We start from the raw sequence: 22,842 nt of genomic DNA on the forward strand, positions 1-22,842 counted from the left end.
TAAGACGAGCGTCTAGAGACCGGGTACGAGGTGGCGTGCGTCAGATCAGGTTGACCGAGCGGGCCGAGGCCGCGCCGATCTCCTCCGCGATCTCCGCGATCACGGAGGCCGGGACGGTGTCGTCCACGGTGAGCACGACGAGCGCCTCGCCGCCCTCCTCCGCGCGGGAGACCTGCATGCCGGCGATGTTCATACCGGCCTCGCCGAGGATCCGGCCGACGGTGCCGACGACGCCCGGGCGGTCCTCGTAGCGCAGCACGACCATGTGGTCGGCGAGCGCCAGGTCCACGTCGTAGTCGCCGACCGCGACGATCTTCTGCAGGTGCTTGGGGCCGGCCAGCGTGCCGGAGACCGAGACCTCCTGGCCGTCCGACAGGGTGCCGCGCACGGTGACCATGTTGCGGTGGTCGGGCGACTCGGAGCTCGTCGTCAGGCGCACCTCGACACCGCGCTCCTGCGCGAACAGCGGGGCGTTGACGTACGACACGGTCTCGTCGACCACGTCCTCGAACACGCCCTTGAGCGCGGAGAGTTCGAGCACCTTCACGTCGTGCTGGGTGATCTCGCCGTAGACCTCGACGTCGAGCCGGGCCGCGACCTCGCCCGCGAGGGCGGTGAAGATCCGGCCGAGCTTCTCGGCGAGCGGCAGGCCCGGCTTCACGTCCTCCGCGATGACACCGCCCTGGACGTTGACCGCGTCCGGGACCAGCTCGCCCGCGAGCGCCAGGCGAACCGACCTGGCGACGGCGATGCCCGCCTTCTCCTGGGCCTCGTCCGTGGAGGCGCCGAGGTGCGGGGTGCAGACGACCTGGTCGAGCTCGAAGAGCGGGGAGTCCGTGCAGGGCTCCTTCGCGTACACGTCGAGGCCGGCGCCGGCGACCCGGCCCTCCTTTATGGCCGAGTACAGCGCGGCCTCGTCCACGATCCCGCCGCGCGCGGCGTTGACGATGCGGACCGACGGCTTGACCTTGTGCAGCGCCTCGTCGCCGATGAGACCGATGGTCTCCGGGGTCTTGGGCAGGTGGACGGTGATGAAGTCGGCGACCTCCAGGAGCTCGTCCAGGGCCAGCAGCTTCACCCCCATCTGGGCGGCGCGGGCCGGCTGCACGTAGGGGTCGTACGCGACGATCTTCATGCCGAAGGCGGACATGCGCTGGGCGACCAGGACGCCGATGCGGCCGAGGCCGACGACGCCGAGGGTCTTCTCGCTGAGCTCGACGCCCGTGTACTTCGAGCGCTTCCACTCGCCGTTCTTCAGCGCGGTGTTGGCCTGCGGGATGTTGCGCGCGGTGGCGACGAGCAGGCCGCAGGCGAGCTCGGCCGCGGTCACGATGTTGGACGTCGGGGCGTTCACGACCATCACGCCGGCCTTGGTGGCGGCGGAGACGTCGACGTTGTCCAGACCGACACCGGCGCGGGCCACGACCCGGAGCTTGTTCGCGGCGGCGATGGCCTCGGCGTCGACCTTGGTCGCGGAGCGGACCAGGATCGCGTCCACATCGGCGATGGCGGGGATCAGCTCGGCCCGGTCGGCGCCGTTGCAGTGCCGGATCTCGAAGTCCGGTCCCAGGGCGTCGACGGTGGCGGGCGACAGCTCTTCAGCGATGAGTACGACAGGTTTCGAGCTCACGTGAGTCCTCACAGAGGCAGTGCGGACGGCCGTCCCGACGGCCGCAGGCGGTGGAGGGGGCTTGCCGCGTGAAAGCGCACGACGCTGTGGGCCAGACGCGATGTTGTTGAGCAGTGTAGTGGTGCATCGGCGCTGTTCATGCGCCTCGTTGGAAGGATCACCCGTCCGTGGTTGGACGGGGTGTCCAACGATGCGGCCGGGGGCCGGACACGGTGTCCGGCCCCCGGCCCGAAGGCTTACGCCTCCTCGTCGTTCACCCAGCTCATGAGCTTGCGCAGCTCCTTGCCGGTGGTCTCCAGGAGGTGGTTGGCGTCCTGGGTCTTGTACTCGTTGTACTTCTTCAGACCGCCGTGGTACTCGGCCATCCACTCCTTGGCGAAGGTGCCGTCCTGGATCTCCGCGAGGACCTTCTTCATCTCGGCCTTGGTGGCGTCGGTGATGATCCGCGGGCCCGTGACGTAGTCGCCCCACTCGGCGGTCTCGGAGACCGACCAGCGCATCTTCTCCAGGCCGCCCTCGTACATGAGGTCGACGATGAGCTTCAGCTCGTGCAGGCACTCGAAGTAGGCGATCTCCGGCTGGTAGCCGGCCTCGGTCAGGGTCTCGAAGCCCGCCTTGACCAGAGCCGCGGTGCCACCGCAGAGGACGGCCTGCTCACCGAACAGGTCGGTCTCCGTCTCCTCCTTGAAGGTGGTCTTGATGACGCCGGCGCGGGTGCCGCCGATGCCCTTGGCGTACGAGAGCGCCAGGTCGAAGGCCTTGCCGGTGGCGTCCTGCTCGACGGCCGCGATGCACGGAACGCCGCGGCCCTCCTCGTACTGACGGCGGACCAGGTGGCCCGGGCCCTTCGGGGCGACCAGGGCGACGTCGATGCCCTCGGGCACCTTGATGAAGCCGTAGCGGACGTTCAGGCCGTGACCGAAGAAGAGCGCGTCGCCCTCCTTCAGGTGGTCCTTGATGGACTCCTCGTAGACCTGGGCCTGGATCGGGTCCGGGGTCAGGATCATGATGAGGTCGGCCTCTTCGGCCGCCTGGGCGACGGAGACGACGCGCAGGCCCTGCTCCTCGGCCTTGGCCTTGGACTTCGAGCCCTCCTGGAGACCGACGCGGACGTCGACGCCGGAGTCACGGAGCGACAGCGCGTGGGCGTGGCCCTGGCTGCCGTAGCCGATCACAGCGACCTTGCGGCCCTGGATGATGGACAGGTCGGCGTCGGCGTCGTAGAACAGCTCGGCCACTGGGATTCTCCTTGAGGTGCTGGTGTTGCGTCCCACCGTACGGCGGGGTGCGGGAGGAAAGTTTTCGGGTCTCGTCAGTCGGACCGCCGGACGGACCGGCGGTTGACCGTCGACGACTCTCAGGCGCTGCGGTCGAGGGCCCGCAGGGACCGGTCCGTGATGGACCGGGCGCCACGCCCTATGGCGATCGTGCCGGACTGCACGAGCTCCTTGATGCCGAACTGCTCCAGCATCTTGAGCATCGCTTCGAGCTTGTCACTCGAACCGGTGGCCTCGATGGTGACCGCCTCGGGCGAGACGTCCACCGTCTTGGCGCGGAACAGCTGCACGATCTCGACGATCTGGGAGCGGGTCTCGTTGTCGGCGCGGACCTTCACCAGGACGAGCTCGCGCTGGATCGCAGCGCTGGGCTCGAGTTCGACGATCTTCAGGACGTTGACCAGCTTGTTGAGCTGCTTGGTGACCTGCTCCAGGGGCAGGTCCTCGACACCGACCACGATGGTGATCCGGGAGATGTCGGGGTGTTCGGTGACGCCCACGGCGAGGGAGTCGATGTTGAAGCCGCGGCGGGAGAACAGGGCGGCGATCCGGGCGAGGATGCCGGGCGTGTTCTCGACGAGAACGGAGAGCGTGTGCTTGGTGGACATGTCTGGGTCTCTTCCTTTTCGCTCTGCGCGCTCAGTCGTCTTCGCCGTCGCCGAAGTCGGGGCGGACGCCCCGCGCGGCCATGACCTCGTCGTTCGAGGTGCCGGCGGCGACCATCGGCCAGACCTGGGCGTCCTCGTGGACGATGAAGTCGATCACGACCGGGCGGTCGTTGATGGCGTTGGCCTCGGCGATGACCTTGTCCAGGTCGGCCGGGTCCTCACAGCGCAGGGCGACACAGCCCATGGCCTCGGAGAGCTTGACGAAGTCGGGGACGCGGGTGCCCTTGTTCGCCTGGATGTCGTCCGGTCCGGAGTGCAGGACCGTGTTGGAGTAGCGCTGGTTGTAGAAGAGCGTCTGCCACTGCCGGACCATGCCCAGGGCGCCGTTGTTGATGATGGCGACCTTGATCGGGATGTTGTTCAGGGCGCAGGTGGTGAGCTCCTGGTTGGTCATCTGGAAGCAGCCGTCGCCGTCGACCGCCCAGACCGTGCGGTCCGGCATGCCGGCCTTGGCGCCCATCGCGGCGGGGACCGCGTAGCCCATCGTTCCGGCGCCGCCGGAGTTCAGCCAGGTGGCCGGCTGCTCGTAGTCGATGAAGTGGGCGGCCCACATCTGGTGCTGGCCGACGCCCGCGGCGAAGATCGTGCCCTCGGGGGCGAGCTGGCCGATGCGCTGGATGACCTGCTGCGGCGAGAGGCTGCCGTCCTCCGGCAGGTCGTAGCCGAGCGGGTAGGTCTCGCGCCAGCGGTTCAGGTCGCTCCACCAGGCGGTGTAGTCGCCCTTGTTGCCCTCGCTGTGCTCGGCCTGGACGGCCTGGACCAGGTCGGCGATGACCTCGCGGGCGTCACCGACGATCGGGACGTCGGCGGCGCGGTTCTTGCCGATCTCGGCCGGGTCGATGTCCGCGTGGACGATCTTGGCGTACGGGGCGAAGCTGTCGAGCCTGCCGGTGACGCGGTCGTCGAAGCGGGCGCCGAGGGCGACGATCAGGTCGGCCTTCTGCAGCGCGGTGACGGCGGTGACCGCGCCGTGCATGCCGGGCATGCCGACGTGCAGCGGGTGGCTGTCGGGGAACGCGCCGAGCGCCATCAGGGTGGTGGTGACCGGGGCGCCGGTGAGCTCGGCGAGGATCCTCAGCTCGGCGGTGGCGCCGGACTTGATGACACCGCCGCCGACGTAGAGCACGGGCCGCTTGGCGGCGCTGATCAGCTTGGCGGCCTCGCGGATCTGCTTGGCGTGCGGCTTGGTCACCGGGCGGTAGCCGGGCAGGTCCGTCTGCGGCGGCCAGCTGAAGGTGGTCTTCGCCTGGAGGGCGTCCTTGGCGATGTCGACCAGGACCGGGCCGGGGCGGCCGGTGGAGGCGATGTGGAAGGCCTCGGCGATCGTCCGCGGGATGTCCTCGGCCTTGGTGACGAGGAAGTTGTGCTTGGTGATCGGCATCGTGATGCCGCAGATGTCCGCCTCCTGGAAGGCGTCCGTGCCGATCGCCTTCGAGGCGACCTGGCCGGTGATCGCGACCAGCGGGACCGAGTCCATGTGCGCGTCGGCGATCGGGGTGACCAGGTTGGTCGCGCCGGGGCCGGAGGTCGCCATGCAGACGCCGACCTTGCCGGTGGCCTGGGCGTAACCGGTGGCGGCGTGGCCCGCCCCCTGCTCGTGGCGGACGAGGATGTGACGCACCCGCTGCGAGTCCATCATCGGGTCGTAGGCGGGGAGGATCGCGCCGCCGGGAATGCCGAAGACGGTGTCGGCGCCCACTTCCTCGAGAGAACGGATGAGGGACTGCGCACCCGTGACGTGCTCGACGGTGGTGGCGGGCTGCGCGCCGTTACGGGGCCGCGGCTGCGGATGGTGCCCGGTGGCCTGCTCGGTCATCAGCATCTCTTCTCGAAGCAGAGGGTTTTTGCGAGGTGTTTTGCAGGGGTTTGCGTCGTTTTTGGGGTGAGCCGGTGCAACAAAAAACCCCTCGTGCCGTGAGGCAAGCGAGGGGAGCGCGTCGGGTGCGTTTCAAGCGGGCTTTCTTCAGGCCCGGCTTCAGCCGACGCGCTTTCCAAGTACGAGAATTCGGGTGCGCATGGCACTGACCCTCCCTCTCCGGCCTCACCACTGTCAAGTGGGTGGGACAGGCGTCTCAGTATGTGAGCCGATCGGGGGACGGTTTCCGACACGGACCGGGACCGCTCCGGGCAGTGGGTATTCGTCCCGTACGAGGGCCCTGCGCAGGCGGTACTCGTCGAGCGGGCCCGAGAAGGCCATGCCCTGGGCGTGCGTGCAGCCCATCGCGCGCAGGGCGACGACCTGCTCCGGGACGTCGACTCCGTCGGCGACGGTCTGCATGCCGAGCTCGCCGGCGATGCGCAGCACCCCGCGGGTGATCTTGCGGAGCCTGGCCGACTCGACGACGCCTTCGACGAGCCCCCGGTCCAGCTTCAGTATGTCGACGGGGAGCCTCCGCAGGGCGTTGATCGCCACGTGTCCGCTGCCGAAGCCGTCGAGCGCGATCCGCACCCCGAGCCTGCGCAGCGCGACCAGGCGCTGCTCCAGCTCGTCGAGGGAGGTCCGGGGGTCGCTGTCGGCGAGCTCGACGATCAGCGAGCCGGACGGCAGCCCGTGCCGGGTGAGGAGCGACTCGACCGAGCCGAGCGGCAGCGAGCGGTCCAGGAGGCGCCGGGCGGAGAGCCGGATGGACACGGGCGCGCGGTGTCCGATTCCCGCCCGCTCGGCGGCCTGCTCCACGGCCTCCTCCAGGAGCCAGCGGCCGAGCTCGGCGGTGCGCTCCCCGTCGTCGGTGACGCGGAGGTACTCGGCCGGGGTGAAGAGGATGCCCTGGCTGGAGCGCCAGCGCGCCTGGGCGCTGACGGCGGAGATCCGGCCGGTGGCGAGGTCGACGACCGGCTGGTGGAGCAGGGCGAACTCGCCGTCGTGCAGTGCGGAGCGCAGCCGGGCGGTCAGCTCGGTGCGCCGGACGACCTCGGCCTGCATCTGCGGGGCGTAGAGCTCGACGCGGTCCTTGCCTGCGGCCTTGGCCCGGTACATGGCCAGGTCGGCGTTGCGCAGCAGGTCGCCGGCCTCGATGCCGGGCTCGGCGAAGGCGACGCCGATGGAGGCGGCGACCCGCACCTCGTTGCCCCCGTCGACGCGGTAGGGCTGGGAGAGGGTGAGCCGGAGCCGGTCGGCGATCTCCTGGACCTGGTTGCGGCGGGCCGCCCGGTCGCGGCCGCCGTCGCCGAGGATGAGCGCGGCGAACTCGTCGCCGCCGAGCCGGGCGGCGGTGTCCCCGGCCCGTACGGAGTCGTGGAGGCGGCGGGCGGCCTGGACGAGGAGGTCGTCGCCCGCCTGGTGGCCGAGGCGGTCGTTGACCCCCTTGAAGCCGTCCAGGTCGATGAAGAGCACGGCGGTGCCGGGGTCGGAGGAGCGGCGGCCGCCGAGCGCCTGCCGGACCCGCCGGGTGAAGAGGGCCCGGTTGGGCAGGTCGGTGAGCGGGTCGTGCTCGGCGTTGTGCTGCAACTGGGCCTGGAGGCGGACGCGTTCGGTGACGTCGCGGCTGTTGAAGATCAGGCCGCCCTGGTGCCGGTTGACGGTCGACTCGACGTTGAGCCAGTCGCCGCGGCCCGAGCGGAAGCGGCACTCGATCCGGGTGGTGGGTTCCTCGGCGGGCGAGACGGCGAGGAAGCGCCGCACCTCGTGGACGACGGCGCCGAGGTCCTCGGGGTGGATGAGCGAGGAGAGCTCGGAGCCGATGAGCTCCTCGGCGTCCCGTCCGTACACGCCGGAGGCGGCCGGGCTGACGTAGCGGAGCGTCCCGGTGGGCGCGGCGATCATGATGACGTCGCTGGAGCCCTGCACGAGCGACCTGAAGTGGTTCTCCTTCTGGGCCAGTTCGTGGGTGAGGGCGATGTTGTCGAGGAGCATGATGCCCTGCCGTACGACGAGGGCGAGGACCACCGTGCAGCCGGTGAGGACGACGACGCGGTCGGGCCGGCGCCCCTCCACGACGTTGTACAGGATGCCGAGGGTGCAGACCGCGGCGGCGAGGTACGGGGTGAGGGCGGCGAGCGAGCCTGCGACCGGGCGGCTGTGGAGCCGGGGACCGCGCACGGCGGCCGCGCCGTCCGGCGGGCGGCGCACGCCCCAGGGCGCGTAGGCCAGCAGCAGGGAGCCGGCGAACCAGCCGGCGTCGAGGAGCTGCCCCGAGGCGTAGCTCTCGCGGAGCAGCGGCGAGGTGAACAGGGCGTCGCACAGCACGGTCAGGGCGAGTGCGGCGATCGCGGTGTTGGTCGCCGAGCGGTTCGCCTGGGAGCGGCGGAAGTGCAGGACGAGGACCATGCTGACGAGCACGATGTCGAGGAGTGGGTACGCGAGCGACAGCGCGGCCTGGGAGACGGACTCGCCCTCGACGTGCGCGGTGCGGGCGAGGGCGAGGCTCCAGGAGAGCGTGAGCAGGGAGCCGCCGATGAGCCAGGCGTCGAGCCCCAGGCACACCCAGCCGGCCCGGGTGACGGGCTTCTTGGCGAGAACGAGGAGGCCGACGATGGCGGGCGGCGCGAAGAGCAGGAAGCAGAGGTCGGCGACGGAGAAGTCCGGCACGTCGGTGCGGAGCACGACCTCGTACCAGCCCCAGACGGCGTTCCCCGCGGCCGCCATGAAGGAGGAGAAGGCGAAGAGCAGCCAGGCCGGGCGGGCGCTGTCGCGGTGGGCCCGGCCGTAGAGGAGGCAGGAGACGGCGGCGGTGAGCGCGGCGGCGCTGAGCCCGAAGTCGCCCATGAAGAGCGCCAGTCGGGGGGAGCCCCAGCCGAGGGACGCACCGGTGGTGTAGCCCGCGCAGAGGAGTCCGAGGGCGACCTGGGCGACGGCCCCGCCGAGGCGGGGGCGCCCGGGGTCCGGGTGGCCGGAGCCGCCGGTGGCGGGGCGGCGCGTGAGGACCGCCCCGGGCGCGCTCACCGGCTCCTCCGGTGCCGGCCCGCCGCACCCGACCGCGTCGTGCGGCCGCGCCGCCGGTTCGTCGCCCCGCCCGGGGGCGTGCCCGTCGCAGCCGTGCGGGCGGGCGGAGTCCCGTACGGCGGGCGGGACGGGCGGCCGGCCGGCCGCGCGGGCGTCGGCGGCCCGGTGTGGCGGCGCGGCGCCGTCGGCTCCGGTCGTGGCGCCCCGCCCGGGGCCCCTCGGCGCGGCGGCGGCGCGGCCGTGACGACCCGGCCCGGCGTCCGGCGCCGCGGCGGCGACATCACGGCCGTGGGCGTCGCGCCCGGTGTCCGGCGTCGCGGCGGCGACATCGCGGTCTTGCGCGTCCCGGCCGCCGTCCGGCGGGGTCGCGGCGCGTGGCGGTCGGCGCGGTGCCGCCTGGTCCGGCACCGAGGGTGCGAGGCGCGGCGGCGGTGTCGCCGCGTCGGATCGTCGGTCTTCCGGCCGTGCTCCACCCGTCGCCCCCCTCGGAATCTGATGACCCGTCACTTCGCTCCCCAGCGTCAGCCCGTACTCGACGCAGTCCCCCGACACGGGACGATACACCAGGACCGTCACTCAGGGACAGGGCCGCAGTACTCTCCGTGACGACCAGGGGGCTTGTGTGCGGCGCGTGTCGGGGGCGTGCTTCACCCGCCCGGCCGAACGCGATCCTCCGGTCAGCCGGTGGTGAGCAGGACGTTGGCCAGTTCCTCGCCCGCCGCGAACCGCCGCAGCTGTCCCGCGATCAGCCGCTTCGCCCTCGGCATGAAGGCCGAAGTGGAACCACCCACATGGGGACTGATCAGGACACCGGGAGCGTGCCACAAAGGATGCCCGGCCGGCAGCGGTTCCGGGTCGGTGACATCGAGCGCCGCCTTGATCCTGCCGCCCTCGACCTCCTTGAGCAGTGCGTTCGTGTCGACGACCGGCCCCCGGGCGACGTTCACGAGGAGCGCCCCGTCCTTCATCCGTCCGAGGAACCCGGCGTCGGCGAGATGCGTGGTCCCGGGCGTGAGCGGAGTGGACAGCACGACCACGTCCGCCTCCGGGAGCAGCGCCGGCAGGTCCGTCAGGGCGTGCACCGGGCCGCGCTCCGTGGTGCGCGCGGAGCGTGCGACGCGCGCCACCCGCGCGCACTCGAAGGGCGCGAGCCGGTCCTCGATGGCGGCGCCGATCGATCCGTACCCGACGATGAGGACGGACTTGTCGGCGAGGGCCGGGTAGAAGCCGGCCCGCCACTCCTCGGCGTCCTGGCCGCGCACGAATCCCGGGATGCCGCGCAGCGAGGCGAGGATCAGGGCGAGCGTCAGCTCGGCGGTGCTGGCCTCGTGGACGCCCTTCGCGTTGCAGAGGGCGACCCCCGGCCGCAGCGAGCCGATGCCCGGCGTGACGTGGTCGATGCCGGCGGACAGGGTCTGCACCACCCGGAGGGAGGTCATCCCGGCCAGCGGCCGTACGGCGATCTCCGAGCCCTTCATGTACGGGACGACGTAGAACGCGCAGCGCGCCGGATCGGCGGGGAACTCGGGACCGCCGTCCCAGAAGCGGTAGTTCAGGCCCGCCCCGCCCGGCGCCGGGAGCCCCTCGATCTCGTCCGCCGGGATGGGAAGCCACACGTCAGCGGTCGTGTCTTCGAATCTCATGACCGGGAGGCTATGCGAAGAATCCCGTGCCTCATTGGTTACTTTGGGAGGCGGCACAGGGAGGGGTACCGGCAGGTGGAGCGCAGGACTATCGGGGCGACGGCGCTCGACGTGGGTGCGATCGGCCTGGGGTGCATGCCGATGAGCTGGGCGTACAGCCGTTCGGAACAGCGGGGGGACCGCTCGCTGCGGACCGTGCACGCGGCGCTCGACGCCGGGGTGAACCTGCTCGACACCGCCGACATGTACGGGCCGTTCACCAACGAGCTGCTCGTCGGGCGGGCGTTGAAGGAGCGGCGGTCCGAGGCGTTCGTCTCGACGAAGTGCGGACTGCTCGTCGGCGACCAGCACGTCGTCGCCAACGGCAGGCCGGGATACGTGCGTCGGGCCTGCGACGCCTCGCTCCGCCGGCTCCAGACCGATGTGATCGACCTCTACCAGCTGCACCGGGCGGACCCCGAGGTGCCGGTCGAGGAGACCTGGGGCGCCATGGCCGAGCTGGTGTCGGCGGGCAAGGTGCGGGCCCTCGGCCTGTGCGCCGTGGGCGCGCGGGCGGTGCGGCGCGGAGCCGATCTGCACGAGGGAACGATCCGCCAACTCGACCGCGTCCAGCAGGTGTTCCCGGTCGCGGCGGTGGAGGCCGAGCTGTCGGTGTGGTCGCGTGAGGCCCTCGCGCGGCTGCTGCCCTGGTGCGCGGCGCGCGGGGTCGGCTTCCTGGCGGCGATGCCGCTGGGCAGCGGCTATCTGACCGGGACGCTGACCCCGGGCGGCGGCTTCGAGCCGGACGACCCGCGGGCCCGGCACCCCCGGTTCACGGCCGAGATGATGGCGGCGAACCAGCCGATCGTGGCGGGCCTCCGCCGGGTCGCCGCGCGGCACGGCGCGGACGTCACCCCGGCGCAGGTGGCGCTCGCGTGGGTGCTCGGCCTCGGGCGGCACGTCGTGCCGGTGCCGGGCGCGAAGCGGGAGCGGTGGGTCGCGGAGAACGCCCGGGCGGCCGCGCTGCGCCTCACGGCCGAGGACCTGACGGAGATCGCGGCGCTTCCGGCGCCGCGCGGGTCCTGGGACTGAGTGCCGCGCGGGGTATCAAGGAGGTGGTACACCGCCCGCCTCGTCGAAGGGGGACCGGCCCATGCGCCGTCCTGTCGTGCAGAAGGCCCTGTGGGGCGCCGTCGCGCTGGTGCTCGTGGCCGGCTGCTCCTCGGGGTCGGGAGGCGGCGGGGAGCAGCCCTCGGAGCACCCCCGTACGACCGCCCCGGCATCGGTGTCCCCGACGGCGTCCGCCGTCGGGCGGGTGTCCGTGGCGGGGACGCTCACCGAGGGCCTGAAGTCCCCCTGGGGGCTCGCGGAGCTGCCCGGCGGGGATCTGCTCGTCTCCTCGCGGGACGAGCGGACGATCACCCGGGTCGACGGGCGGACCGGCGCGAAGACCCTCCTCGGCACGGTGCCGGGGGTGGTGCCGGGCGGTGAGGGCGGGCTCCTGGGGCTCGCCGTCCGGGACGGCCGGGTGTACGCGTACATGACGACCGCCTCCGACAACCGGATCGTGCGCATGCGGTACGGCGGCGGGAAGGGCGACCGGCTCGGCCCGCCGGAGCCGGTGCTCACCGGCATCCCGAAGGGGTTCGTGCACAACGGCGGGCGGATCGCGTTCGGCCCGGACGGCATGCTGTACGCGGGGACCGGCGAGACGGGCCGGACCGGTCTGGCCCAGGACCGTTCGTCGCTGGGCGGGAAGATCCTGCGGATGACACCGGAGGGCAGGCCGGCGCCGGGCAATCCCTTCCCCGGCTCGGTGGTCTATTCGTACGGCCACCGCAATGTGCAGGGCCTCGCCTGGGACCCGCAGGGCCGGCTGTGGGCGTCGGAGTTCGGGCAGGACACCTGGGACGAGCTGAACCTGATCGAGCCGGGGCGGAACTACGGCTGGCCGGTGGTGGAGGGCCGGGCCGGGCGCGCCGGGTTCGTGGACCCGGTGGCCCAGTGGCCGACCTCGGAGGCCTCCCCGAGCGGCATCGCGTACGCCCGGGGCGCGATCTGGATGGCCGCGCTCAGGGGCGAGCGGCTGTGGCGCGTGCCGCTCTCCGGCGCGGAACGTTCCGGGGAGCCCGAGGCGTTCCTGAAGGGTGGGTACGGACGCCTGCGCACGGTCCTCGCGGCGGGCGGCGACCGGCTCTGGCTGGTGACGAGCGAGACCGACACCCGGGGCACGCCCGGCCCCGGTGACGACCGGATCCTCCGGCTGGAGGTGAGGTGAAGGAGGCGGTGACCGTGTTCGGTGGCCTGGACGAGTTCTTCGCGCCGTCGCGCAGGCACGTCGAGGAGGAGCGCCGCAGGGAGGCCCTGACCAGGGAGGACCCGGGGGACGCCGACCCGGCCCGCGGTCCGGTGGACCTGTCCTCGGGCCGGGTGACGATACGTGTCCCCCGGACCCGGCCCGACGCCCCCGGCTCAGAGGGGCGTGTCGAGGAGGTGCAGGCGGTGGGCCAGGGCGGCGGCCTCGCCCCGGCCGGCGACGCCGAGCTTGGCGAGGATGTTGGAGACGTGGACGCTGGCCGTCTTCGGTGAGATGAACAGCTCCTCGGCGATCTGGCGGTTGGTGCGGCCGACCGCGACCAGGCGCAGCACGTCCTGCTCCCGGGGCGTCAGGCCGAAGCTGTCGTCCCCGGGCTCCGTCGCGGCGGGGGCCTGCTTCTCCTGGACGAGGGAGAGGCGGGCCCGGGCCGCGAGGAGCTCCACGTCCTCGCGGAGCGGGCGGGCGCCGAGACGGACGGCGGTGGCGTGGGCCTCGCGGAGCAGCGCCGCGGCCTCCTCGCGCCGGCCGCCCTCGACGAGCAGGGCGTCGGCGAGCCGGTGCCGGGCGCGGGCCAGCTGGTGCGGGCGTTCGAGCGGCTCCCAGGCGGCGACGACCTCGGCCCAGCGGGCGGCGGTCTCGCGGCCCTCGGCGCGGGCGAGCTCCTCGGAGACCTGCTGGGAGTAGGCCTGCCAGATCGGGGCCGGCGTGGCGAGGCCGCGGACGCAGCGGCGGACCAGGTCGAGCGCCGCGGCGCGCCCCTCGTCGGCGGCGGGCAGCCCGCGGCTGTCGGCCTCGGCGGTGACGGCGGTGAGGACGAGCGGCCAGCCGTAGCGGTGGGTGCCGGGCGGGAAGCCGGTCTCCGCCGTGGCGGCGAGCTGTTCCCGTACGTCCGCGAGCCGGCCCTCGGCGGCGGCGATGGCGATGGCGGCCTGTTCCATGGGCAGGGTGTACTGCGGGATCGGGTCGCGGGTGCCGTAGCGCGCGCGGGCCTCGGCGAGGTGCTCGGCGGCCCTGGCCGGCTCGCCGCGGAAGGTGGCGAGGTGGGCGAGCTGGAGCAGGGCCGTGCCGCCCGGCTTGGTGCTGCTCGCCCCGGAGCGGAGCAGCAGCTCGGCCTCCTCCTTGCTGCGGTCCCACTCGCCGAGCGAGACGAGCGACTCGGCGAGGTTGGCGCGGATCCAGCCCGCGCTGTCGACGAGCCCGCGGGAGCGGGCCAGTTCGATTCCGGTGACGGCGATCTCCACGGCCTCGGCGGAGCGGCCGAGCGCCTCCATGGAGGAGGAGAGGTTGATGTGGGCGCGGGCGGCCTCGTGGAACTGGCCGAGGGCGATGGTCCGTTCGCGCGCCTCGTGCAGCGCGGCGAGGCCGCCCTCGGCGTCTCCCGCCGACACCATGATGGTGCCGAGGGTGATCCGGGCGTTCAGCTCGATCGGCTCGGCCTTCACGAACCGCGCGTACTCGACGGCGCGTTCGGCGGCGGCGAGCGTCTCGGGGCCGGGGTTGCGGAGCATGCCCCAGCCGGCCGCGCCGACCAGGACGGTGGCGTGGACGGCGGACGGCGGGAGGCCCTTGACGAGTTCCTGGGCGCGGGCGATCTCCGGCCAGCCGTCGCCCTTGCCGAGGTTGGACTGGAGCCGGGCCATCTCGGTCCAGAACCAGGCGGCGCGCAGGGGGTCGTTCTCGACGCTGTCGAGGATCCGGAGCGCCGTGCGGCAGATCTTCGCGGCCCGCTCCCGCTCTCCGGCGAGCCGGGCGGCGACGGCGGCCTCGGCGAGCAGGTCGAGGTAGCGCAGCGAGTCGGCCTCGGGGTCGAGGGCGCAGGCGGGGTAGGCGTCGGCGTAGTCGATGGGCCGCAGGGAGCGGCGGGCCTCGGCCGGGACCTTGTCCCACAGCTCCAGGGCCCGTTCGAGGAGGCTGAGCTGCTCGGCGTACGCATGCCGCTTGCGGGTCTCGACGGAGGCCTGGAGGACGGTGGGGAGGGCCTTCTCCGGGGCGTGCGCGTGGTACCAGTACGTGGCGAGCCGGGTGGTCCGCTCGTGGGGGCGGACGAGTCCGGGGTCGGCCTCCAGGGCCTCGGCGTAGCGCCGGTTGAGGCGGGAGCGTTCGCCGGGCAGCAGGTCGTCGCTGACGGCCTCGCGGACGAGGGAGTGGCGGAAGCGGTAGCCGTCGCCGTCGGGGACGGCGAGCAGGATGTTCTTGCCGACGCAGGCCCGCAGCGCCTCGATCAGTTCGTCCTCGGGGAGCCCGGCGACGGCGGCGAGCAGCCCGTACTCGACGGTGGAGCCGCCCTCGGCGACGATCCTGGCGACCCGCTGGGCGCCTTCGGGGAGCATCTCGACCCGGACGAGCAGGAGGTCGCGCAGGGAGTCGCTGAGCTGGCCGGGGGCGCAGCCGGCCTCGTGGGAGACGACGAGCTCCTCGACGAAGAAGGCGTTGCCGTCGGAGCGTTCGAAGACCTCTTCGACGAGTCCGGGGTCGGGTTCGGCGGCGAGGATGCCGGTGAGCTGGCGGTGCACCTCGGTGCGGGTGAAGCGGGAGAGTTCGATGCGGCGGATGGTGCGGAGCCGGTCGAGTTCGGCGAGGAGCGGGCGCAGCGGGTGGCGGCGGTGGATGTCGTCGGCGCGGTAGCTGGCGACGACCGTGATCCGGCCGCGGCGCAGGGTGCGCAGGAGGTAGGTGAGCAGGTGCCGGGTGGAGGCGTCGGCCCAGTGCAGGTCCTCCAGGACGAGCACGATCGTGCGGTCGGCGGCGAGCCGTTCCAGGAGGCGTACGGTCAGTTCGAAGAGCCGGGCGGTGGAGTCCTCGTCGGCGGGCTCGTGGCTGCCGGGGTCGCCCAACTCGGGCATCAGGCGGGCGAGCTCGCCCTCGTGGCCCTCGGCGGCGGCGGCGAGTTCGCCGGGCAGGTGGCGGTGGAGCGCGCGCAGAGCGGCGGCGAAGGGTGCGAACGGCAGGCCGTCGGCGCCGAGTTCGACGCAGCCGCCGAGCGCCACGACGGCGCCCTGGTCGCAGGCCGTGTCGAGGAACTCCTCGATGAGCCGGGTCTTGCCGACGCCCGCCTCCCCGCCGATGAGCAGGGCCTGGGGCTCTCCCGCGGTCGCGCGGGAGAGCGCCTCGGTGAGGGCGGTGAGTTCGCCGGCGCGGCCGACGAACACGGGGCTGACTGACCTGGTCTCCACGGCGCCGAGCATCGCACAGACTTCCATGCCGTCGCTCATACGGGGGTCACGCGGCCTTGGTGAAGAGACCGCGACCGCCGTCGGCGGCCTGGACCTCGGCGTGGTGGCCCCCGATCCGGATGCCGAGGATGCGCAGACCCTTGTGGGTCGCCGCGGCCTCGTGGGCCAGGCGGTGGGCGGCGGCCTCGGCGACGAGCTCGGCGTGGTGCATGGTGTGGAGTTCGTACTCGAACATCGTGTGCTCCCTGGGTTTCTTCGGTTTCGGTATCGCTCTCTTGCGATGCCTCTACTTTCGTTTCCCAGGGGGTGCCGTCACATCGGGCGAGTGCCGCATGTTCGGGGTACGGGGGTCCTTAGGAGGGTCCTAGGGGGGCCTTAGGCGGGGTCCCCGGGTGCTCAGGACCCGGTGGTCGGGAGGCTCAGGAACAGGTCGAAGTAGGTACCGACCGACAGGAGCAGCCCGAGCCCGCCGAGGACGGCGCCGGCGACGGCGACCGCGCGGACCCAGAGGGGGCGCCGGGGCAGGGTCAGCACGAGGACGCCGACGATCACGGCGAGGAGCGCGAAGACGCCGTTGACGAGGGCGGTGCTGTGCCAGGCGTCGCCGTAGATCTCGTTGATCTGCTGGGCCGGGGTGCCGCCGGCGGAGGTCTTGATCTGCCCGATGAGCGTCTCGCGCTCGGCGACGACCTTGCCGGTCCAGGTGCCGGTGAGGGCGACGGCGGAGAGGGCCGCGGAGACGACGGCAGCGGCGGCGGCGCCGATGCCGGTGGCCTCCGGCGAGAGGGCCTCCTCGCCGTCGAGCTCGCCGTCCAGCCCGCCGTCCAGCTCGTCGTCCGGCGCGTCGAGCAGCTCGGCGGCCGTGTCCTCGACGGTCCCCGCCTCTGCGGCGGTCCCGGCGTCCTGGGTGGTCCCGGCGTCCTGGGTGGTCCCGGCGTCCTGGGTGGTCCCGGCGGCCTCGGCGGCCTCGGCGCTCGTGCCCGCCGCCACCTCGTCGGTCTTCGAGGTGGCGGTCTTCTCGGTCGTCTTGGTGTCCATGCGGCGCACGCTAGGCGGCCCACATGAGAGGCGGCTTAAGACGCCTTCGCCGCGCGCCACTCGGGGGCGAGGACGGACCAGATCTCCGTGTCCGAGCGGCTGCCGCGGTACAGGTAGTTCTCCCGCAGCACGCCCTCCTTCGTCATGCCGAGGCGGCGGGCGACGGCGATGCTCGGCAGGTTCTTCGTGGAGGCGTACCAGTCGACGCGGTGGAGGCCGCGCTCCTCGATCGCCCAGTCGATGATGACCCGGCAGGCCCGCGTGATCAGGCCCTTCCCGGCGGCGGAGGGCTCCAGCCAGCAGCCGGCCTCGGCGGTGCCGTTCGCGGCGTCGAAGGTCCGGAAGAGGACGCCGCCGACGAGGGTGCCCTCGGACCAGATGCCGTAGAGCCGGCCGGTGTCACTCGCGGCCTTCTCGGCGTACGAGGTGAGGTAGGCGCGGGCGGAGTCGAGGTCCGCGACGACGTCGGGGAGGCCGATGTGCTGCCCGACGAACTCCCGGCCCCGGTCCATGTGGGTCAGGAATTCCTCGGCCTGCCAGGGCTCCAGGGGCCTGAGCTCGGCGCCGTCGTCACCCAGCGATATCGCGAACATCGTCGTTCTCCTCCGCAGTCGGAACCGTCACGCGCTGTACGGGGATCTTCGCACGCGCGTCCGCCGCCTCGCGGCACTCGGGCGGTTCGATGCTGATCCGGGGCAGGACCCGGTCGAGCCACTTCGGCAGCCACCAGTTCGCGCCGCCGAGCAGGTGCATCAGGGCCGGGACGAGGAGGGTCCGCAGGATGAAGGCGTCGAGGGCGACGGCCGCCGCGAGCGCGATGCCGAACATCGCGATGACCCGGTCGCCGCTGAGGACGAAGGCGAGGAAGACGGAGATCATGATGACCGCGGCGGAGTTGATCACGCGGCTGGTCTCGGCGAGGCCGACCCGGACCGCCCGCCGGTTGTCCCCGGTCTCCAGCCATTCCTCGTACATCCGGCTGACCAGGAAGACCTGGTAGTCCATGGAGAGTCCGAAGAGGACGGAGACCATGATCACGGGGAGGAAGGGCTCGATCGGTCCGGCGCTGCCGAGGCCGAGCAGCTCGCTCCCCCAGCCCCACTGGAAGATCGCGACGACGATCCCGAAGGCGCCGGCGACGGCGGCGACGTTCATGGCGGCGGCCTTGAGCGGGATGCCGAGGGACCGGAAGGCGAGCAGGAGCAGCAGACAGCCGAGGGCGATGACGACGCCGACGAAGAGCGGCAGCTTGCCGACGATGATCCCGGCGAAGTCGTCGTACGAGGCGGTGACGCCGCCCACGAGCACGTCCAGGGAGGTGCCCGCCTCGGCCTTCGGGATGACGTCGTCGCGGAGCCGGTCGACGAGCTCGCTGGTCGCCTTGGACTGCGGCGAGGAGTCGGGCACGACGGTGAGGACGGCGGTGTCGCCCGCGCTGTTGTACGTGACGGGGGAGACGGACGCGACGCCCTTGGTCGCGCCCAGCGCGGCCGGCAGCTGGTCGAGGGCGACCCGGTCGTCGGCGCCGTCGAGGCCGGCGACGAGGGTGAGCGGGCCGTTGACGCCGGGCCCGAAGCCGTCGGCGAGCAGGTCGTACGCCTTGCGGGTGGTCGCGGTGGCCGGGTTGTTGCCCTGGTCGGAGGTGCCGAGGTGGAGCGAGAGGGTCGGCAGCGCGAGGACGGCCATGACGAGGACGGCGACCCCGCCGAGGAGCTTGGGGTGCCGCTCGACGAAGGCGGACCAGCGGGCGGCGAAGCCGGTGGGCAGCTCGGGCTGCGGGCCGCGCTCGGCGAGCACCCGGCGTTCGCGCCGGGACAGCGCCTTCGTACCGATGAACGACAGCAGCGCGGGGAGCAGGGTGACGGAGGCGGCGACCGTGAGGAGCACGGTGAGCGAGGCGGCGATGGCGACGCCGTTGAGGAAGCTGAGCCGCAGGATGAGCATGCCGAGCAGGGCGATGCAGACGGTGGCGCCGGCGAAGACGACGGCGCGGCCCGTGGTGGCGACTGCGGTCTCGGCGGCCTCGGCGACGGAGCGGCCGCGTTTGAGGCCTCTTCGGTGCCTGGTCACGATGAAGAGGGCGTAGTCGATGCCGACGCCGAGGCCGACGAGCATGCCGAGCATGGGGGCGAAGTCGGCGACGGTCATCAGATGGCCGAGGAGCACGATCCCGGAGTACGCGATGCCGACGCTGACGAGCGCGGTCGCGATCGGGAGCGCGGAGGCGGCGAGCGAGCCGAAGGCGAGGAAGAGGACGACGGCCGCGACGGCGACGCCGACGATCTCGGCGATGTGTCCGCCGGGGGCCTCGGTGAGGGCGACGGCGCTGCCGCCGAGCTCGACCTGGAGGTCGTCCGTGGCGGCGGCCTTGGCGGTGTCGACGAGGGCCTTGGCCTGGGCCTCGGGGATGTCGTCGGACTGCGCGTCGAAGGTGACGGTGGCGTAGGCGGTGTGGCCGTCCTCGCTGACCTGCCCCCTGGCGTCGTCGTACGGCGAGGTGACGGCGGCGACACCGGGCAGCTCGGCGACCTCGTCGAGCATGCCGCCGATGCGGTCCTCGACGGCGTCGGCGCGGACGCTGCCCCGGTCGGTGTGCCAGACGATGGTGTCGCTGTCACCGCCGAGGCCGTGGAAGCCCCGGTCGAGGAGGGCGGTGGCCCGGCCGGACTCGGTGCCCGGGGCCTCGTAGTCGTTGGAGTACGCACTGCCGGCGAGGGTCGCGCCGGCGGCGGTCCCGCCGAGCGCGAGGAGCCAGAGGAGAACGACGACGAGACGGTGACGGACACACCACCGTGCGATTGCGGCCAAGGACGTACTCCTGACTGGATCTGTACTCGCGCCCCACTGTTACAGCCAAACGTGATCGTTTGCCCGTTTCGTGGCGATCCTCACAGGGTGCGTCGCGGGGCCGGGAACCCTGCTGCCCGGCCCCGCGCGGGCTCAGCCGGAGACGCTCGGGCGGCCGTTCTCGATGTGGCCCATGAGCCGGCGGCGGAAGCCACCGGGTGCGGTCACCTCGACGTCGTACCAGCCGTGCGCGTCGGCGGCGGAGTGGACGACCGTACGGGTCTTCCCCGGCTTCACGGTGACGGTGCGGGTCCAGTCGGCGAGGTCGTCCTCGTCGACGTAGCCGAGCGGCCGGACGTGGAACTCGAGCGGGGCGGAGCCGGTGTTGCGGACGGTGAGGTGCACGTCACGGTCGTGGTGGTCGATCCGGGTGGCGAGCTCGGCGCCGCCCGTCGCGGGGCCCTCGAACTCGCGCCGGAAGCCGTTGGGGCCGGTGACCGTGAAGCGGTAGTGATCACCCGGAACGGGGACGGTCCACTCCCCCTCGCCCCTGACGTCCTGGTGCTGCGGGACGGCGAACTCGCCGGCGTACGGGTAGAGCGCGAAGTGCGCGCTCGCCCTGCCCCGGTTGCTCAGCGCGACCGTCACGGAACCGTCACCCGTCGTCGCGGAGGCGTCCGGCTGGTACGGCAGCGCTCGCGCCGGCCGGGTGCCGGGCTCCTGGACGGGCATCGCCTGGACGGCCGGCGGCTGGGGCCGCCAGCGGCCGGTGAACGGCGGGACCGGGCCGGGCTGCTCGACGGGCGGCTGCCGCCGGGTCCGCCTGAAGTCGAAGGCGGAGGTGAGGTCACCGGTGACGGCCCGGCGCCAGGCCGTGATGTTGGGCTCCTGGACGCCGGTGAGCTCCTCCAGGAAGCGGATCACGGAGGTGTGGTCGAAGGTCTCGGAGCAGACGTAGCCGCCGACCGACCAGGGGGACACGACGAGCAGCGGCACGCGGATGCCGAGGCCGGTGGGCAGCCCCTTCCAGCGCTCCTCCGTGGTGCCGGCGGGCGGGACGGGCGGCGGCACGTGGTCGAAGAAGCCGTCGTTCTCGTCGTAGTTGATCAGGACGACGGTGTGCCGCCAGACGTCCGGGTGCGCGCCGAGGGCGTCGAGGACCTTGTAGACGAGGGTCGCGGAGGCGATCGGCGAGGAGGAGCCGGGGTGCTCGGAGTCGATCGCGGAGGGGACGAGGTAGGAGACCTCGGGGAGGGTGCCGGCGGCGACGTCGGCGCGGAAGGCGTCGGCGAGGGTGCCGCTCTCGACGCGGCGCAGCCCGCGCTCGAAGAGGGAGCGCTCGGCGGGGGTGAGGGTCGCGACGCCCTCCTCCAGGAGCCCGAGCAGCCTGGCCCGCTCGGCGAGGTCCCCGGTGTCGCGGACGGCGGCGTAGAAGGACTCCATGAAGGTGTGCGCCGCCGCCCCGGGCCCGCCGGTGAGGGCGAGCGCCTTGCGGGCGATCTTCTTGAAGGAGGTGAAGAACTCGATGTTGTTGTCCGTGAAGTTCTCCCACTCGGTGTACGTCTTCCAGCTCCGCCCGGCGGCTTCGAGCCGCTCGGCGTAGGTGGACCAGCCGTAGCCGGGGTGGGTGTCCTCGGCGTAGGCGGCGTTGGTGACGGCCCGGCTGCCGTCGGCCTCGAAGCCGGTCCAGCCGGACCAGAGGTGGTTGCGGTTGGGGCTCGTCGAGGTGTGGGTGGACGAGTGGTAGGCGTCGCAGATGGTGAAGGTGTCGGCGAGCTCGTAGTGGAGCGGGATGTCCCGGCGGTCGTAGTACGCCATGGTGGCGGCGGTCTTGGCCGAGACCCAGCCGTCCATCCAGCCGTCGCGCCAGGCCTTGGCGCCGCCGCTCCAGGAGTGGTCGAGGGCGCCGATGTACTGGAGGTCCTTCTGCTGGGTCTCGGCGGCACCGCGGATCGGGAAGGGCAGCACGGTGCGGCCGAGCGCGGCCGGCTGCTCGAAGACGGACTTTCCCGAGGGCAGTTCGACGGCGTTGCGGTCACCGAATCCGCGGACGCCGCGGAGGGTGCCGAAGTAGTGGTCGAAGGAACGGTTCTCCTGCATGAGGATCACCACGTGCCGGATGGCCTCCATGCCCCCGGTCGGGGGCTCCGCGGCCATCGCCTCCTGCAGCGACGGCGGCAGCAGCGAGCCCGCCGCGGCGACACCGAGGGCGCCCCCGCCCAGTGCGAGGAGCCTTCGGCGGGACATCTGGGACTTCTCGGGGGACAAGACCGACCTCCAGTCGACGACCAATGGTTCGCCTTCGAGCCATTGGGTGGTTCGCCGGGGACGGTAATGAGACCGGGTGACCGAAAGGCGGCCCGACGGCGGCGCGGTGGTGAACGTCCGTCAGACCACGACGGCGATCCGCGCGACCGCCGTCGCCTGGTGGGGCGTCAGGTCCCGGTCGGGACGACGCAGTGGCCGGGGCCGGGCGGCAGGACCCGCTTCTCGTCGTACAGGTCGGCCATGGCGACCTGCGCCCCCTCGGCCGCCCGGCCCGCCTTCCACCGCCCCTCGGCGAAGAGCGGGTGGAGGACCCCGTCCTTCGGCGCCGAGCAGTCGTGGTTGGCGACCTCGCTCGCGTAGTCGCCGAGCACGAGCTTCCCGCCCCTCGCCGTGAACGCCATCTGGCGTCGTACGGCGATCCGTGCCGCCTCGGCGAGGCCGGGGACGATCTCGTGGCGGAGGTCGGCCCGGACGAGCGGATAGACGAAGGTGTAGTCGGCGTGGACGACCAGCTCCCCCGCCGCCGAGACCTCGTAGGTCATCGCGCCGCGCGTCCTGATGCCGGTGGTCCTGTGCAGGTACACCTCTTCGGGGTCGAAGCGGGTGACCATGTCCTTGCGTACGGCGTCGTCGACTCCACGCGGATCGAGCAGGGCGAGCGCCGCCGTGGGCTCGGCACCGGCCAGGGTGTCCTCCGAGAGGTTGGTCGCGACGAGCAGGGTCTTCACGCCGTCCAGTGCGGCGGTCACGTCCTTCGCGGTGAGCCCGCCGGACGGCACGGCCTCGGGGACGTGGATCCCGTCGGCCCCCTCCGCCCAGCCGGACGCGGGCGAGTTCCGGAACGGCATGTCGACCGAGTACGGCCATTCCAGGGGCCAGAGCTCCTCGCTGACCGTCCGCGCGGCGTACGGCTCGTACGGCGGCCGCTCCCCCGTCACGTCGGTCAGCCAGTACCCGAACCCGCCGAGCAGCAGCACCCCGGCACCGGCCGCGAGCGCGATCTTGCGCCGCCGTACCGCCCTGTCCCGCCGCAGCGCCTCCTCGCGTCCGGGATCGCTCGCCTGCGCGCGCAACCGGGCGACGTAATCCGTGGGTTCCACCGACATGTTCTGTTCCCTCCCCTGCCCTGCCAGGGATCGACAGAGCGGAGCGGAGCCTCTCACATGGCGGCGCGGGGCGT

The 22,842-nt window shown here is 72.6% G+C and carries 16 protein-coding genes; 3 read left to right on the forward strand and 13 right to left on the reverse strand.

Annotated elements, in window-relative coordinates; all coding sequences use genetic code 11:
• Window positions 1-40: 40 nt before the first annotated feature.
• The 6 genes from serA to GGE06_RS18630 form a co-directional block, all read right to left on the reverse strand.
• Window positions 41-1,630, reverse strand: a complete 1,590-nt coding sequence (gene serA / locus GGE06_RS18605; protein WP_116158690.1) for a phosphoglycerate dehydrogenase — start codon at window positions 1,628-1,630, stop codon at window positions 41-43.
• A gap of 236 nt (window positions 1,631-1,866) precedes the next feature.
• On the reverse strand, window positions 1,867-2,868 hold the full coding sequence (gene ilvC / locus GGE06_RS18610) for a ketol-acid reductoisomerase (protein WP_041131381.1): 1,002 nt from the start codon (window positions 2,866-2,868) through the stop codon (window positions 1,867-1,869).
• Between the two features lie 119 nt (window positions 2,869-2,987).
• Complete coding sequence (gene ilvN / locus GGE06_RS18615) at window positions 2,988-3,515, reverse strand: acetolactate synthase small subunit (protein ID WP_116158691.1); 528 nt, start codon at window positions 3,513-3,515, stop codon at window positions 2,988-2,990.
• A gap of 31 nt (window positions 3,516-3,546) precedes the next feature.
• On the reverse strand, window positions 3,547-5,397 hold the full coding sequence (locus GGE06_RS18620) for an acetolactate synthase large subunit (RefSeq protein WP_116158692.1): 1,851 nt from the start codon (window positions 5,395-5,397) through the stop codon (window positions 3,547-3,549).
• A gap of 228 nt (window positions 5,398-5,625) precedes the next feature.
• Window positions 5,626-8,457, reverse strand: coding sequence for a putative bifunctional diguanylate cyclase/phosphodiesterase (locus GGE06_RS18625; protein ID WP_184931426.1), 2,832 nt, complete (start codon window positions 8,455-8,457; stop codon window positions 5,626-5,628).
• Between the two features lie 677 nt (window positions 8,458-9,134).
• Entirely contained in the window at window positions 9,135-10,100 is a 966-nt protein-coding gene (locus GGE06_RS18630; protein ID WP_221518266.1) for a 2-hydroxyacid dehydrogenase, read from the reverse strand.
• A gap of 75 nt (window positions 10,101-10,175) precedes the next feature.
• On the opposite strand from GGE06_RS18630, the gene GGE06_RS18635 reads away from it, so the two are divergent.
• The 3 genes from GGE06_RS18635 (at window position 10,176) to GGE06_RS43470 (ending at window position 12,668) form a co-directional block, all read left to right on the forward strand.
• A complete protein-coding gene (locus tag GGE06_RS18635) occupies window positions 10,176-11,171 on the forward strand; it encodes an aldo/keto reductase (RefSeq protein ID WP_116158693.1) in 996 nt (331 codons plus the stop codon).
• Window positions 11,172-11,232: 61 nt separating this feature from the next.
• Window positions 11,233-12,357, forward strand: a complete 1,125-nt coding sequence (locus tag GGE06_RS18640; RefSeq protein ID WP_116158694.1) for a PQQ-dependent sugar dehydrogenase — start codon at window positions 11,233-11,235, stop codon at window positions 12,355-12,357.
• Between the two features lie 14 nt (window positions 12,358-12,371).
• On the forward strand, window positions 12,372-12,668 hold the full coding sequence (locus tag GGE06_RS43470; RefSeq protein ID WP_220378588.1) for a DUF6191 domain-containing protein: 297 nt from the start codon (window positions 12,372-12,374) through the stop codon (window positions 12,666-12,668).
• Here the strand turns inward: GGE06_RS43470 and GGE06_RS18645 are convergent.
• The 7 genes from GGE06_RS18645 to GGE06_RS18675 form a co-directional block, all read right to left on the reverse strand.
• Window positions 12,552-15,608 (reverse strand): helix-turn-helix transcriptional regulator, encoded by a 3,057-nt coding sequence (locus tag GGE06_RS18645; RefSeq protein WP_184931297.1) that lies wholly within the window; start codon window positions 15,606-15,608, stop codon window positions 12,552-12,554. The genes GGE06_RS43470 and GGE06_RS18645 overlap by 117 nt on opposite strands.
• A 7-nt stretch (window positions 15,609-15,615) precedes the next feature.
• Window positions 15,616-15,804, reverse strand: a complete 189-nt coding sequence (locus GGE06_RS18650; RefSeq protein ID WP_184931298.1) for a hypothetical protein — start codon at window positions 15,802-15,804, stop codon at window positions 15,616-15,618.
• 161 nt (window positions 15,805-15,965) lie between these two features.
• Window positions 15,966-16,607 carry a hypothetical protein gene (locus GGE06_RS18655; RefSeq protein WP_221518267.1) on the reverse strand — a complete coding sequence of 214 codons (642 nt, stop codon included), beginning with the start codon at window positions 16,605-16,607 and terminating at the stop codon, window positions 15,966-15,968.
• A gap of 35 nt (window positions 16,608-16,642) precedes the next feature.
• Window positions 16,643-17,200 (reverse strand): GNAT family N-acetyltransferase, encoded by a 558-nt coding sequence (locus tag GGE06_RS18660; RefSeq protein ID WP_116158699.1) that lies wholly within the window; start codon window positions 17,198-17,200, stop codon window positions 16,643-16,645.
• Window positions 17,178-19,415 (reverse strand): MMPL family transporter, encoded by a 2,238-nt coding sequence (locus tag GGE06_RS18665; RefSeq protein ID WP_116158700.1) that lies wholly within the window; start codon window positions 19,413-19,415, stop codon window positions 17,178-17,180. The genes GGE06_RS18660 and GGE06_RS18665 overlap by 23 nt, the downstream gene beginning before the upstream one ends.
• A gap of 132 nt (window positions 19,416-19,547) precedes the next feature.
• Window positions 19,548-21,641 carry a phosphocholine-specific phospholipase C gene (locus GGE06_RS18670; RefSeq protein WP_184931300.1) on the reverse strand — a complete coding sequence of 698 codons (2,094 nt, stop codon included), beginning with the start codon at window positions 21,639-21,641 and terminating at the stop codon, window positions 19,548-19,550.
• A 188-nt stretch (window positions 21,642-21,829) separates the two neighbouring features.
• Window positions 21,830-22,768 carry a hypothetical protein gene (locus GGE06_RS18675; RefSeq protein WP_184931301.1) on the reverse strand — a complete coding sequence of 313 codons (939 nt, stop codon included), beginning with the start codon at window positions 22,766-22,768 and terminating at the stop codon, window positions 21,830-21,832.
• Window positions 22,769-22,842: the final 74 nt, after the last annotated feature.

It is taken from the genome of Streptomyces nymphaeiformis (assembly GCF_014203895.1).
Classification (GTDB): Bacteria; Actinomycetota; Actinomycetes; order Streptomycetales; family Streptomycetaceae; genus Streptomyces; species Streptomyces nymphaeiformis.

Excerpts from the sequence above, each read along its gene's own strand:
- GGE06_RS18640 (WP_116158694.1), top strand. The coding sequence starts at position 11,233 with ATGCGCCGTCCTGTCGTGCAGAAGGCCCTGTGGGGCGCCGTCGCGCTG.
- GGE06_RS18650 (WP_184931298.1), bottom strand. The coding sequence starts at position 15,804 with ATGTTCGAGTACGAACTCCACACCATGCACCACGCCGAGCTCGTCGCC.
- GGE06_RS18620 (WP_116158692.1), bottom strand. The coding sequence starts at position 5,397 with ATGCTGATGACCGAGCAGGCCACCGGGCACCATCCGCAGCCGCGGCCC.
- GGE06_RS18645 (WP_184931297.1), bottom strand. The coding sequence starts at position 15,608 with ATGAGCGACGGCATGGAAGTCTGTGCGATGCTCGGCGCCGTGGAGACC.
- GGE06_RS18655 (WP_221518267.1), bottom strand. The coding sequence starts at position 16,607 with ATGGACACCAAGACGACCGAGAAGACCGCCACCTCGAAGACCGACGAG.
- GGE06_RS18670 (WP_184931300.1), bottom strand. The coding sequence starts at position 21,641 with ATGTCCCGCCGAAGGCTCCTCGCACTGGGCGGGGGCGCCCTCGGTGTC.
- ilvN (WP_116158691.1), bottom strand. The coding sequence starts at position 3,515 with ATGTCCACCAAGCACACGCTCTCCGTTCTCGTCGAGAACACGCCCGGC.
- GGE06_RS18675 (WP_184931301.1), bottom strand. The coding sequence starts at position 22,768 with ATGTCGGTGGAACCCACGGATTACGTCGCCCGGTTGCGCGCGCAGGCG.
- GGE06_RS18630 (WP_221518266.1), bottom strand. The coding sequence starts at position 10,100 with ATGAGATTCGAAGACACGACCGCTGACGTGTGGCTTCCCATCCCGGCG.
- GGE06_RS18660 (WP_116158699.1), bottom strand. The coding sequence starts at position 17,200 with ATGTTCGCGATATCGCTGGGTGACGACGGCGCCGAGCTCAGGCCCCTG.